Source organism: Microtetraspora sp. NBRC 13810 (assembly GCF_030268685.1).
GTDB lineage: Bacteria > Actinomycetota > Actinomycetes > Streptosporangiales > Streptosporangiaceae > BSRQ01.
This window is the reverse complement of the sequence record NZ_BSRQ01000006.1, coordinates 67,771-80,356: the sequence shown is the minus strand read 5'-3', so window position 1 is coordinate 80,356 and position 12,586 is coordinate 67,771. Positions and strand designations below refer to the sequence as shown.

The window sequence follows — 12,586 nt, the reverse complement described above, 5'->3', positions numbered from 1 at the left end:
AAGGGGCGGGAACAAGCTCCGAGACCCGGGCGTTATCCGAGACATAGACGGGATCGTTCTCGATTCGGGAGGGCTGGGGGGTGCTCTCGAAGCCGGGAACGGTCCCGTCTGACATTCGCCCCCTGTGAGTCCGCCCAGGTGACGGCCCCGTCCTGCGGCCCCGTCCCACGACCCTGTCCCACGGTCCGTCCCGCCCCTGTACGGCGTGCCCGTGCGGCGGAGCGGCCCCGGGTGGCGGCTTCCGGGTGGCGGCCCCGCGGCTTTCGGGGGCCGGGCGGCGACGCAGACGCGGACGGCGACGCGGACGCGGCATCCGCGATACGAACGCGACACGAACGCGACACCGCCGTGGACGCTGGGTATTGCCCGCCCATTACCGTAGGCTTACTTACCGTGATCTTGACATGATGGGGCACACGCATGCCCTCACGGGCGCGGTGGCCTGGCTGGCGCTGGCCCCCGCACTGGCATCCCTGCCCTACCTGAGCGAGTCCACGCGGCTGATCGAGATGGGCGTCATGGCCGACGCGCTCACCCCGGCCGAGCTGATCGCCGGGGCGCTGATCTGCGCGGGCGCCGCGATGCTGCCCGACCTGGACCATCCGAGCGCCACCATCGCGCAGACCTTCGGGCCGCTCACCTGGGCGCTCAGCAAGGTGGTGGCCTGGATCACCGGCGGCCACCGCGGGGCGACCCATTCGCTGGTCTTCGCCGTGGCCGTCGGCATCGGAGCCCATCTGCTCGCCAACCGCTATCCGCTGGGCCGGGACATCCTGGTCGTGCTGATGGTCGGGCTGGCGTTGCGGGCCATAGGCATCGGCATCCCGGGGAAGAAGTTCGCCTCGGCGATGGTGAACATCGCGCTCACGGTGGGCCTGTTCGCGGTGTTCCGATCCTACGAGGTGGGGTACGCGTGGCTGGGGCTCGCGATCGGGATCGGCTCGTTCATCCACGTGGTCGGCGACTGCTGCACCGAGAAGGGGTGCCCGGTGCTGTGGCCGCTCCGGCAGCGGTGGGTCCTGCCGTACAAGATCGGTATCAAGACCGGGCGGGCGTTCGAGCAGAAGTTCCTGGCGCCGGTGCTGTCCGTCGCCATCGTCGGCCTGCTCTATCTGAGGCTCGCGCCGCTCTGACCCTACCGGAGGGTAACTTGATGTCGAGATATCCTGAGAGATATCTTGATATCGAGACATCCACCGTTGCCTCAGCCGGAAGAGCCAGTTAGGCGGACCTAACTGCTCAGAGTGCTCCGCCGTTGCGGCAGGATTCGTGTGGAGACAGACAGCAATGGAGGAGGCGACCCACGTGTCCGCGAACAGCTTCGGCAGCCGTGACACGCTCCGCGTCGGTGACGCGGCATACGAGATCTATCGGCTGGACGCCGTCGAGGGATCGGCACGCCTCCCGTACAGCCTGAAGATCCTGCTGGAGAACCTGCTGCGCACCGAGGACGGCGCGAACATCACGGCCGACCACATCCGCGCGCTGGGTGGCTGGGATCCGGCCGCGGCGCCGAGCGTGGAGATCCAGTTCACCCCCGGCCGGGTGATCATGCAGGACTTCACCGGCGTGCCGTGCGTGGTCGACCTGGCCACGATGCGCGAAGCCGTACGGGACCTCGGCGGCGACGCGTCGAGGATCAACCCGCTGGCGCCCGCCGAACTGGTCATCGACCACTCGGTCATCGTCGACTTCTTCGGCGGCGCCGACTCCTTCCAGCGCAACGTGGACCGGGAGTACGAGCGTAACCGCGAGCGTTACCAGTTCCTGCGCTGGGGGCAGACCGCCTTCGACGAGTTCAAGGTGGTGCCGCCCGGCACCGGCATCGTGCACCAGGTGAACATCGAGCACCTCGCCAGGGTCGTCATGACCAGGGACGGCAAGGCATACCCCGACACCTGCGTGGGCACCGACTCGCACACCACGATGGAGAACGGCATCGGCGTCCTCGGCTGGGGCGTCGGCGGCATCGAGGCGGAGGCCGCGATGCTCGGCCAGCCGATCTCCATGCTCATCCCGCGCGTGGTCGGCTTCAAGCTGACCGGCCGGCTGCCCGCCGGGGCCACCGCCACCGACCTGGTGCTGACGATCACCGAGATGCTGCGCAAGCACGGCGTGGTCGGCAAGTTCGTGGAGTTCTACGGCGAGGGCGTGACCAGCGTGCCGCTGGCCAACCGGGCCACGATCGGCAACATGAGCCCCGAGTTCGGCTCCACCTGCGCGATCTTCCCGATCGACCGGCAGACCGTCGACTACCTGACGCTCACCGGCCGCACCGACGAGCAGATCGCGCTGGTCGAGGCGTACGCCAAGGAGCAGGGGCTGTGGCACGACCCGTCCCACGAGCCGGTCTACTCGGAGTACATCGAGCTGGACCTCGGCACCGTCGTGCCGTCCATCGCCGGGCCGAAGCGCCCGCAGGACCGCATCGCGCTGTCGGCCGCCAAGGAGACCTGGCGTCGTGACGTGCGCGTCTTCGTGACCGACGACGGCGTGGACGAGGCGGTCGAGGAGTCCTTCCCCGCCTCCGACTCGCCCGCCTCCAACGCCGGGATCGACGGCGTCCGGCCGCACAGCCCGACCCCGGTGACGCTGGCCGACGGCACCTCCTTCGAGGTGGACCACGGCGCGGTGGTGATCGCGGCGATCACGTCGTGCACCAACACCTCCAACCCCTACGTCATGCTCGGCGCGGCCCTGCTGGCCAAGAAGGCCGTGGAGGCCGGGCTGTCCCGCAAGCCGTGGGTGAAGACCTCCCTCGCGCCCGGATCCCAGGTCGTGACCGGCTACTTCGAGCGTTCCGGCCTCCAGCCCTACCTCGACAAGCTGGGCTTCAACCTGGTCGGCTACGGCTGCACCACCTGCATCGGCAACTCCGGCCCGCTGCCGGAGGAGATCTCCGCCGCGGTCCAGGCGAGCGACCTGGCCGTCACCGCCGTGCTGTCGGGCAACCGCAACTTCGAGGGCCGGATCAACCCGGACGTGAAGATGAACTACCTGGCCTCGCCGCCGCTGGTGGTCGCCTACGCGCTGGCCGGCACGATGGACCTCGACCTGAACACCGAGCCCCTCGGCATCGGCGCGGACGGCCGGCCGGTCCACCTGGCCGACATCTGGCCCACGCCGGAGGAGGTGGCCGACGTGGTCGCGTCCTCGATCGGCCAGGACATGTTCCGGCGCGACTACGCCGACGTGTTCAAGGGCGACGACATGTGGCGCTCGCTGCCCATCCCGACCGGCGACACCTTCGAGTGGGACCCGTCCTCGACCTACGTGCGCAAGCCTCCGTACTTCGAGGGCATGCCGGAGAAGCCCACCCCGGTGAGCGACATCGCCGGCGCGCGGGTGCTGGCGCTGCTCGGCGACTCGGTCACCACCGACCACATCTCGCCCGCCGGTTCGATCAAGGCCGACTCCCCGGCCGGCGCCTACCTGCGGGACAACGGCGTCGCGGTCAAGGACTTCAACTCCTACGGCTCGCGCCGCGGCAACCACGAGGTGATGATCCGCGGCACCTTCGCCAACATCCGCCTGCGCAACCTGCTCGCGCCGGGCACCGAGGGCGGCCTGACCCGCGACTTCACCGCCGAGGGCGGGCCGGTCTCCACCATCTACGACGCCTCGGTCAACTACCAGGCCGCGGGGACGCCGCTGGTGGTGCTGGCCGGTAAGGAGTACGGTTCGGGCTCCTCGCGCGACTGGGCGGCCAAGGGCACCGCGCTGCTCGGCGTCCGCGCCGTCATCGCCGAGTCCTACGAGCGCATCCACCGGTCCAACCTGATCGGCATGGGCGTGCTGCCGCTGCAGTTCCCGGAGGGCGCCTCGGCGTCGTCCCTCGGCCTCACCGGTGAGGAGACGTTCGACATCACCGGCGTCGAGGAGCTCAACCAGGGTTCCATCCCGGGTACCGTGACGGTCAGGGCCGGGGACAAGACGTTCGAGGCGGTCGTGCGCATCGACACGCCGGGCGAGGCCGACTACTACCGCCACGGCGGCATCATGCAGTACGTCCTGCGTTCCCTGCTGGCCAAGAGCTGAGCGGCGGATCCGCGGGAGCCGTGCCGCTCGTCTGAGCGGCACGGCGGGGCGCCACGAGTCCGCGCCCCCTTTCGGGGGAACCACCCGAGACGACGAAGAGCCGTCCGGCGAGCCACCTTCGCCGTGCGGCTCTTCGGCATGTCCGCGACACAAAGGGGTTGCGGGCGTCCCGGCTCACGGGGCTAGCGTCGCCGATTGTGACGCCTGAGATTTTCATTCTATTTATAGCTGGTTTGTCGGTTTTTGTGGGCTCGCTGGTCCAGGGGGCCGTGGGGTTCGGGGTGGGCGTCGCCGCCGCGCCGGTCATCACGCTGCTCGACCCGGAGCTCATGCCGGCCTCGATCATGGTGGTCAACGCGATCCTGCCGCTCTTCACGCTGGCGGCCGAGTGGCGGCGGGTGGACTGGCGGGACCTCGGCTGGGCGGTGCTGGGCAGGCTGCCGGGAAGCGTCGTGGGGGCGTACATCGTGCTCCAGCTGTCCGCACGGTCGCTCGCCCTCTTCGTCGGCGTCATGGTGCTCGTGGCGGTCGCGCTGACCGGGCGGGCGGTACGGGTGCCGCGTAACGGCGCGACGATCGGCGGGGCCGGCTTCGTCTCCGGCATCACGGGCACCGCGACAGGTATAGGCGGGCCGCCCATCGCGCTCGTCTTCCAGGGGGTCGAGGGACCGCGGGTCCGGGCCACGCTCGCGGTGTTCTTCTTCCTCAGCGCGGTGCAGTCCCTGCTGCTCCTGCACGGGGTGGGCGAGCTGACCGACCGGCAACTGCGTTTCGGCGCGCTGATGATCCCCTTCCTGGTCGCGGGGTTCGCGCTGTCCCGGCCGCTGCGGCGCCGGCTGGACGCCGGGCTGACCCGGACGGCGATCCTCGTGGTGGCCGCGGGGTCCGCATTCGTGCTGATCGCGCAGAGCCTCGTCCGTTAAGGCGGCGTTTCTGGATTGTTACCCGGTACAACAAACTCACCTCAACAAGGGTCTTCCCAAGCAGGCGGTGCGGGTTTACGTTGCCTCAAACAACATTCAAATCACCCCATCTCAGCCCAGAAAGGACCCTGCGATGCGCAAGGGGATCCTCAGCTTGACGGCCGCGGCTGCGGCCATGACCCTCGGTCTCGCCGCCTGCGGGGGTGAGAGCGGCGACACCACGGCCGCGCCGGGGGACGGCTCCTCCACCCAGGCCGCCGCGCCCGGCAAGGTCGGGGTCATCCTGCCCGACAGCAAGTCCTCCGACCGCTGGGAGACGGCCGACCGCAAGTACCTGGAGGAGGCCTTCAAGGCCGCCGGCGTCCAGTACGACATCCAGAACGCCCAGAACGACAAGAACGCTTTCCAGACCATCGCCGACCAGATGATCACCAGCGGCGCCAACGTGCTGATGATCGTCAACCTGGACAGCGGCACCGGCAAGGCCGTCCTGGACAAGGCCCAGGCGCAGGGTGTGGCCACCATCGACTACGACCGCCTGACGCTCGGCGGCAGCGCCTCCTACTACGTCAGCTTCGACAACACCAAGGTCGGCCAGCTCCAGGGCGAGGGCCTGGCGAAGTGCCTGACCGACATGAAGGCGGACAAGCCCATCGTCGCCGAGCTCAACGGCTCGCCGACCGACAACAACGCCACCCTGTTCAAGAACGGCTACGACGGCGTGCTCCAGCCGAAGTACGACTCCGGCGAGTACGTGAAGGGCCCGGACCAGTCGGTGCCGGACTGGGACAACGCCCAGGCGGGCACGATCTTCGAGCAGATGCTCACCGAGCAGCCGAAGATCGCCGGCGTCCTGGCCGCCAACGACGGCCTCGGCAACGCCGCCATCACCGTGCTGAAGAAGCAGAAGCTCAACGGCAAGGTACCGGTCACCGGCCAGGACGCCACCGTGCAGGGCCTGCAGAACATCCTCGCCGGCGACCAGTGCATGACCGTCTACAAGGCGATCAAGAAGGAGGCCGACGCGGCCGCCGCGCTCGCGATCGCGCTCGCCAAGGGTGAGAAGCCCACCGCCAGCACCACGGTGAAGGACCCCGAGGGCAACCGGGACGTCCCCGCCGTCCTGCTCGACCCCCAGGCGATCTACTTCGACAACGTCAAGGACGTCGTCACCGACGGCTTCGTCACCAAGGACGAGCTGTGCACCGGTGACTTCGCCGCCAAGTGCACCGAGGCCGGAATCTCCTGACCCGCGCGCGGCCGGCATGCCTGCACGGCATGCCGGCCCGTTTCCGTTCCCCCGCCTTCCAAGCGCCCCCCGGAAGAGGAGCAGCACCCACAATGGCCCCCGTACTTGAGCTACGCGGGATCGACAAGAGTTTCGGCCCTGTACAGGTCCTCCACGACGTCAACTTCTCCGCGCAGGCGGGCGAGGTGACCGCCCTGGTGGGCGACAACGGCGCGGGCAAGTCGACGCTCGTCAAGTGCGCCGGCGGGATCTACCCGATCGACGCCGGCCAGTTCTACTTCGACGGCAAGCCCGTCCAGGTGAACGGACCCCGCGACGCCGCCGAACTCGGAATCGAGATCGTTTACCAGGACCTCGCGCTCTGCGACAACCTGGACATCGTGCAGAACATGTTCCTCGGCAGGGAGCGCAAGCGCGGTCTCGTCCTGGACGAGGACTCGATGGAGAAGCTGGCCGAGGAGACCCTCGCCTCCCTGTCCGTGCGGACCGTCAAGTCGATCCGCCAGCTCGTCTCCAGCCTGTCCGGCGGGCAGCGGCAGACCGTCGCCATCGCCAAGGCCGTGCTGTGGAACAGCAAGGTCGTGATCCTGGACGAGCCGACCGCCGCGCTCGGCGTGGCGCAGACCAGCCAGGTGCTCGAACTGGTCCGCCGGCTCGCCGACAACGGCCTGGCGGTCGTGCTGATCTCGCACAACATGAACGACGTGTTCGCGGTCTCGGACCGGATCGCGGCACTCTACCTGGGCAGGATGGCCGCACAGGTCAAGACCGCCGACGTCACGCACGCCCAGGTCGTCGAACTCATCACCAGCGGCCGCAGCGGGGAACTCGGCCTTCACAACGGCAGCGGAGTCGCGTCATGAGCGCAACCATGACCCCCGATCGGACGACCTCCGCGCCGTCCATCGGCAAGAACGCCCGCGGCTACATCGAGCGGGTACGCGGCGGGGACATGGGCGCGCTGCCCGCCGTGATCGGGCTGGTCGTGCTCTGCACGGTCTTCACCGCCCTGCGGCCCTCCTTCTTCACCCCGATCAACTTCGCCAACCTGTTCACGCAGGGCGCCGGCATCATCGTCATCGCGATGGGCCTGGTCTTCGTGCTGCTGATCGGCGAGATCGACCTGTCCGCCGGGTTCGCCAGCGGCGTCTGCGCGGCCGTGCTGGCCGTGACCCTGGCCGACCACGGCCTGCCCTGGTACGTCGCCGTCGTCGCCGCGATCGTCACCGGCGTCCTGATCGGCACCGCCCTCGGCACGCTCGTCGCCAAGGTGGGCATACCGTCCTTCGTGGTCACCCTGGCCGCCTTCCTCGGGTTCCAGGGACTCCTCCTGCTCCTGGTCGACCAGGGCACCAACGTCCCGGTGCGCGACCAGGTGATCCTCGCGATCAGCAACAACAATTTGCCGCCGGTCATCGGCTGGGCGGTCTTCGCCGTCGGCGTCGGCGGCTACGCGATCCTGCAACTGCTGCGGGCCCGCAAGCGCGTCGCCCGCGGCCTGCTCGCCGACCCGCTCTCACTGATCGCCCTGCGCGTCGGCGGCCTCGCCGTCATCAGCGGGCTGGCCGTCTACGCGCTCAACCTGGAGCGCAGCCGCAACCCGGCGCTCACCTCGCTCCAGGGCATGCCGGTCGTGGTGCCGATCGTGATCGTGCTGCTGCTCGTGTGGACGTTCGTGCTCCGCCGTACCGCCTTCGGCCGGCACCTGTACGCGGTCGGCGGGAACGCCGAGGCCGCGCGGCGCGCGGGCATCGCGGTGGACCGGATCCGGATCAGCGCGTTCGTCATCTGCTCCGGCATGGCGGCGGTGGGCGGCATCATCGCCGCGTCGCGGGCCGCGTCCGTGGACCCCAACACCGGCGGCAGCACCGTCCTGCTCTACGCCGTCGGCGCCGCGGTCATCGGCGGCACCAGCCTCTTCGGCGGCAAGGGCCGGGTGCTGGACGCGGTGCTGGGCGGCGCCGTGGTCGCCGTGATCGAGAACGGCATGGGCCTGCTCGGATACAGCGCCGGCGTGAAGTACATCGTCACCGGATCGGTTCTGCTGCTGGCGGCGGGGGTGGACGCCCTCCTGCGCAAACGGGCCGCGGCCTCTGGTCTAAGGTGATCGAGGGTTCGTCCCCCCCGACAGAACGGCAGGAAATCTCGGTCATGCGCGCAGGCCCCTCCCAAGAGGAGATCCGGCGGCATAACCTCGGCGCCCTGCTGCGCCACGTCCACCTGAGCGGGCCGACCTCGCGGGCCGAGCTGACCAGCCGGATGGGGCTCAACCGCAGCACGATCATGGCGCTCACCGCGGACCTCACCGCCGCCGGCCTGGTCCGCGAGGAGCTGCCCAGGCAGACCAGGAGGGCGGGACGGCCCTCGCTGGTCGTCCGGCCCGAGTCGGCGAAGGTCTACGTGTTCGCCTTCGACGTGGGGGTCGACCGGCTGGTGGCCGCCCGGGTGGGCCTGGGCGGCGTCATCCTCGACCGTCGCGAGGCCGTACGGCGGCGCGGCGAGTTCTCGCTGGACGAGATCACCGGCGCGCTGGCCGGCTTCGCCCGGCAGATGCACCGCAAGACCCGCCCCGACACCACGTGCGTCGGAGCCGGCGCGGCGATCTCGGGCAGGGTGTCCAAGGGCGACGGCATGGTCCGGCTCGATCCCAACCTGGGGCACGAGGTCGTCCCCTTCGGGGAGGAGCTGAGCCGCCGGCTCGCCCTCGGCCTGCCGGTGGCCGTGGGCAACGACGCCAACCTCGCCGCGCTCGCCGAGCAGTCGCGCGGCCTGGGCGTCGGCTGCCACGACCTGATCTTCCTGCACGGCGACGTGGGCGTCGGCGGCGGGGTGATCGCGGAAGGCAGGCTCCTGGGCGGCCACCAGGGCTACGGCGGCGAGGTCGGCCACATGGTGGTCAACCCCGGCGGGCGGCCCTGCGGCTGCGGCGCCCGGGGGTGCCTGGAGGCCGAGGTGGGGGAGCGGGCCCTGCTGGAGCCGACCGGGAGGTACGGCACGCGGGTCGGCAAGGAGGCCGTGCGCGCCGTGGTCGAGGCCGCCGACATGGGCGACATCACCGCCCAGGAGGCGCTCATGAGGGTGGGCGACTGGCTCGGCGTCGGCGTCGCCAACCTGGTGAACATCTTCAACCCGGAGATCGTCGTCTTCGGCGGGATGCTGCGCGAGGTCTACCTCGGCTCCGCGGCCCAGGTGCGCAGCCGCCTCGCCACCGACGCCCTGCCCGCCTCCCGCGAGCACCTGCGGCTGCGCACGTCCCTGCTCGGCGACGACGCCACCCTCATGGGCGCCGCCGAGCTGGCCTTCTCACACGTCCTGGCCGACCCCCTGGAGGCCCTCGCCCGGGTCAGCATCTGACCCTTCCGCCCTTTCAGGCCACCCGGGCCTTCGAGGCCGTCCAGGTGTTGCAGGCGCCCGGGGCGCACGCCTCGAAGCCGCGTCCCATCCAATATGCCTGGGTGGAACCCTTGCCGTGGTCGTTGGCCGGCCACGCCTCGTCGCCGTACCGCGTGGTCCACTCGATCATCCCCCGCCAGTCGGTGTCCCGCACCGGCAGGGTCCCGGCCACGCTGCCCAGGAACGCCGAGCCCATGCAGTCGGCCTGCACCTCGAAGCGCCGGGACAGGGCGAGCGCCTCGGCGCGGCCGGCCCAGGCGTGCCGGGGGAAGTAGTAGTCGGGCCCGATCCCGCTGAGCGTCTGCACGTGGTGGGCGTACTCGTGCGCCATGAACTGCGCCGATCCCAGCTCGAACCCCTCGCGCAGGACCCGCTTGGTGATCCCGATGTAGATGGTGCGGTTGGCGGAGCAGTAGTAGCCGCCCGCGCCGGTCGGCCACTTGCCGCACGGGCTGCTCACCTGCCCGGTGACGAACCGCAGCCGCGGTTTGGTGAACGGCAGCCGCGCCTTCGCGAACTGCCGGCCCCACGACCTGTTGAGGCAGGCGGTGACCCGGCTCATGAACCCCCGGTAGGACGCCGCGCTTCCGGGAAGGATCTCTCCGGGGGCGCAGCGGAGCCGCGGCAGCCGCCCGGTCCTGTAGAGGGCGTTGGCGGTCGCGGAGGCTTTGCCCCGCGCCGGACGCCGGCCCTGCTCGGGCGCGGTGTCCACGCCGGTTCCCGTCTCGGTTCCGGCGTCCTGACCGGCCTCCCGCTGGGCGGCGGGAGGGGCGGGCGGCGCGGTGGACGCCGGCGCCTCGGCGGTGCCCGTGCAGAGCAGTGAGAAGACGGTCACCACGGCGAGCAGTGACCACAGTCTTCTCACGAGGCGGCTGATCATAGTGGCGTAAAGAGTAGAACAAGAGCCAACAAAACGGGTCAGCTTCATCATCGTTTCAGGGATGCCGAGGGTGGGCGGCTTCCGGCCAACTACACTCGGGGCGGTGGTGAGGTGTGCAAAGTCGAACAGAGAGGGTGATCCCGTGGGCGAACGGCCTGGGCTTCTGGAGTCGGTCAGGGGGCCTCACGATCTCAAGCTGCTGGAGGCGGGTGACCTGCCCAGGCTCGCGGCCGAGATCCGGGACCTGCTCGTCGCCTCCTGCGCCAGGAACGGCGGCCACCTCGGTCCCAACCTGGGGGTCGTGGAGCTGACGATCGCCGTGCACCGCGTCTTCGACTCGCCGGGCGACCCGATCATCTGGGACACCGGCCACCAGGCTTACGTGCACAAGATGCTCACCGGCCGCGTCGAGGGCTTCAAGGCCCTGAAGCAGGAGGGCGGCCTGTCCGGCTACCCCAGCCAGGCCGAGTCCGAGCACGATTTCGTCGAGAACTCGCACGCCTCCACCGCGCTGTCCTACGCGGACGGCATGGCCAAGGCTTACAAGCTGCGCGGCGAGACCGGCCGCACGGTCGTGGCGGTGATCGGCGACGGCGCGCTCACCGGCGGCATGGCCTGGGAGGCGCTGAACAACATCGCCGCCAACAAGGACCTGCCGCTGGTCATCGTGGTCAACGACAACGGCCGCTCCTACTCCCCGACGATCGGCGGGCTGGCCAGCCACCTGTCGGCCCTGCGGGTGACCAAGAAGTACGAGGGGGCGCTGGAGTTCGTCAAGGGCAACGTGCCGAAGGTCCCCGTCGTCGGGCCGCCGTTCTACGAGGCGCTGCACGGCATCAAGAAGGGGCTGAAGGACATCGTCGCCCCGCAGGTGATGTTCGAGGACCTCGGCCTGAAGTACGTGGGCCCGATCGACGGCCACGACGAGGCGGCCCTGGAGGCGGCGCTGCGCAAGGCGCGCGACTACCGCGGCCCGGTCATCGTGCACGCGATCACCCGCAAGGGGCACGGCTACTCCCCGGCCGAGAACCACGACGAGGACCGGTTCCACTCGCCGCGCGCCTTCGACCCGCTGACCGGTGAGGAGCGGGCCACGCCGCACGGCTGGACCAACGTCTTCGGCGAGGAGCTCGTCCGGCTCGGCCACCGCCGCCAGGACATCGTGGCGATCACCGCCGCGATGCTGCACCCGACCGGCCTGGCGCCCTTCGCCGAGACCTTCCCCGACCGCATCTACGACGTCGGCATCGCCGAGCAGCACGCGCTGACCTCCGCCGCCGGCCTGGCCCTCGGCGGCCTGCACCCGGTGGTCGCGGTCTACGCCACCTTCCTCAACCGCGCCTTCGACCAGCTCCTGATGGACGTCGCGCTGCACCGCCTGCCCGTCACCGTCGTGCTCGACCGCGCGGGCGTCACCGGCGACGACGGGGCCAGCCACAACGGCATGTGGGACCTGTCGATCCTCCAGGTCGTGCCGGGCCTGCGCATCGCCGTCCCGCGCGACGCCACGCGGCTCGGCGAGCTGCTGGCCGAGGCGGTCGAGGTCGACGACGCGCCCACCGTCGTCCGCTTCCCCAAGGGCGCGGTCGCGACCGAGCTGGAGGCCGTCGGCAAGCTGGGCGAGGCCGACGTGCTGCGGGCCGGCGACCCCGACGTGCTCGTGGTGGCCGTGGGGCCGATGGCCGAGACCTGCCTGGAGGCCGCCGACCTGCTCGACGCGCAGGGCATCTCCGCCACCGTGGTGGACCCCCGCTGGGTCAAGCCGCTGGACGAGGCCCTGGTGCTCGCCGCGCAGGCGCACAAGCTGGTCGTGGTGGTCGAGGACAACGGCAGGGTCGGCGGCGTGGGCGACGCGGTGGCCCGGATGCTCCGCGACGCCGACGTGGACGTCCCGGTGCGCACCTACGGCATCCCGCAGCGCTTCCTGGACCACGCCAAGCGGCCCAAGATCCTCTCCGAGGCGGGTCTCACCGGCCAGGACCTCGCCCGGGAGATCACCGAGGCGGTCGCCAGGCGCAGCCCCGTCCTGGAACATCCCACCGCGCACTGACAGTTCGGCCGATCCAGCAGTAAGAGTCCTTGTGAAGGGGAAAGCAGAGGAGG

9 protein-coding genes are annotated in these 12,586 nt (G+C 70.3%); 8 read left to right on the top strand and 1 reads right to left on the bottom strand.

All coding sequences use genetic code 11. From position 1 onward, the window contains the following. Positions 1-407 precede the first annotated feature (407 nt). From QSK26_RS14105 to QSK26_RS14075, 7 genes are all read left to right on the top strand, one after another. Positions 408-1,133, top strand: a complete 726-nt coding sequence (locus QSK26_RS14105; protein ID WP_285775555.1) for a metal-dependent hydrolase — start codon at positions 408-410, stop codon at positions 1,131-1,133. Between the two features lie 172 nt (positions 1,134-1,305). Continuing rightward, positions 1,306-4,038 (top strand): aconitate hydratase AcnA, encoded by a 2,733-nt coding sequence (gene acnA, locus QSK26_RS14100; RefSeq protein ID WP_285775821.1) that lies wholly within the window; start codon positions 1,306-1,308, stop codon positions 4,036-4,038. Positions 4,039-4,271: 233 nt separating this feature from the next. Then, positions 4,272-4,961 (top strand): sulfite exporter TauE/SafE family protein, encoded by a 690-nt coding sequence (locus QSK26_RS14095; protein ID WP_285775554.1) that lies wholly within the window; start codon positions 4,272-4,274, stop codon positions 4,959-4,961. Between the two features lie 133 nt (positions 4,962-5,094). After that, complete coding sequence (locus QSK26_RS14090; RefSeq protein WP_285775553.1) at positions 5,095-6,210, top strand: sugar ABC transporter substrate-binding protein; 1,116 nt, start codon at positions 5,095-5,097, stop codon at positions 6,208-6,210. A gap of 92 nt (positions 6,211-6,302) precedes the next feature. Then, complete coding sequence (locus QSK26_RS14085) at positions 6,303-7,073, top strand: ATP-binding cassette domain-containing protein (protein ID WP_285775552.1); 771 nt, start codon at positions 6,303-6,305, stop codon at positions 7,071-7,073. Then, a complete protein-coding gene (locus QSK26_RS14080; protein WP_285775551.1) occupies positions 7,070-8,317 on the top strand; it encodes a sugar ABC transporter permease in 1,248 nt (415 codons plus the stop codon). Before QSK26_RS14085 ends, QSK26_RS14080 begins: the two co-directional genes overlap by 4 nt. A gap of 44 nt (positions 8,318-8,361) precedes the next feature. Continuing rightward, a complete protein-coding gene (locus QSK26_RS14075) occupies positions 8,362-9,564 on the top strand; it encodes an ROK family transcriptional regulator (protein WP_285775550.1) in 1,203 nt (400 codons plus the stop codon). 13 nt (positions 9,565-9,577) lie between these two features. Here the strand turns inward: QSK26_RS14075 and QSK26_RS14070 are convergent, their stop codons facing one another. Then, positions 9,578-10,468, bottom strand: a complete 891-nt coding sequence (locus tag QSK26_RS14070) for a neutral zinc metallopeptidase (RefSeq protein ID WP_285775549.1) — start codon at positions 10,466-10,468, stop codon at positions 9,578-9,580. Positions 10,469-10,625: 157 nt separating this feature from the next. Here QSK26_RS14070 and dxs point away from each other — a divergent pair, with 157 nt between their 5' ends. Next, positions 10,626-12,533 carry a 1-deoxy-D-xylulose-5-phosphate synthase gene (dxs, locus tag QSK26_RS14065; RefSeq protein ID WP_285775548.1) on the top strand — a complete coding sequence of 636 codons (1,908 nt, stop codon included), beginning with the start codon at positions 10,626-10,628 and terminating at the stop codon, positions 12,531-12,533. The last annotated feature ends 53 nt before the right edge of the window (positions 12,534-12,586 follow it).

Excerpts from the sequence above, each read along its gene's own strand:
- QSK26_RS14105 (WP_285775555.1), top strand. The coding sequence starts at position 408 with ATGGGGCACACGCATGCCCTCACGGGCGCGGTGGCCTGGCTGGCGCTG.
- QSK26_RS14090 (WP_285775553.1), top strand. The coding sequence starts at position 5,095 with ATGCGCAAGGGGATCCTCAGCTTGACGGCCGCGGCTGCGGCCATGACC.
- QSK26_RS14085 (WP_285775552.1), top strand. The coding sequence starts at position 6,303 with ATGGCCCCCGTACTTGAGCTACGCGGGATCGACAAGAGTTTCGGCCCT.
- QSK26_RS14080 (WP_285775551.1), top strand. The coding sequence starts at position 7,070 with ATGAGCGCAACCATGACCCCCGATCGGACGACCTCCGCGCCGTCCATC.
- QSK26_RS14075 (WP_285775550.1), top strand. The coding sequence starts at position 8,362 with ATGCGCGCAGGCCCCTCCCAAGAGGAGATCCGGCGGCATAACCTCGGC.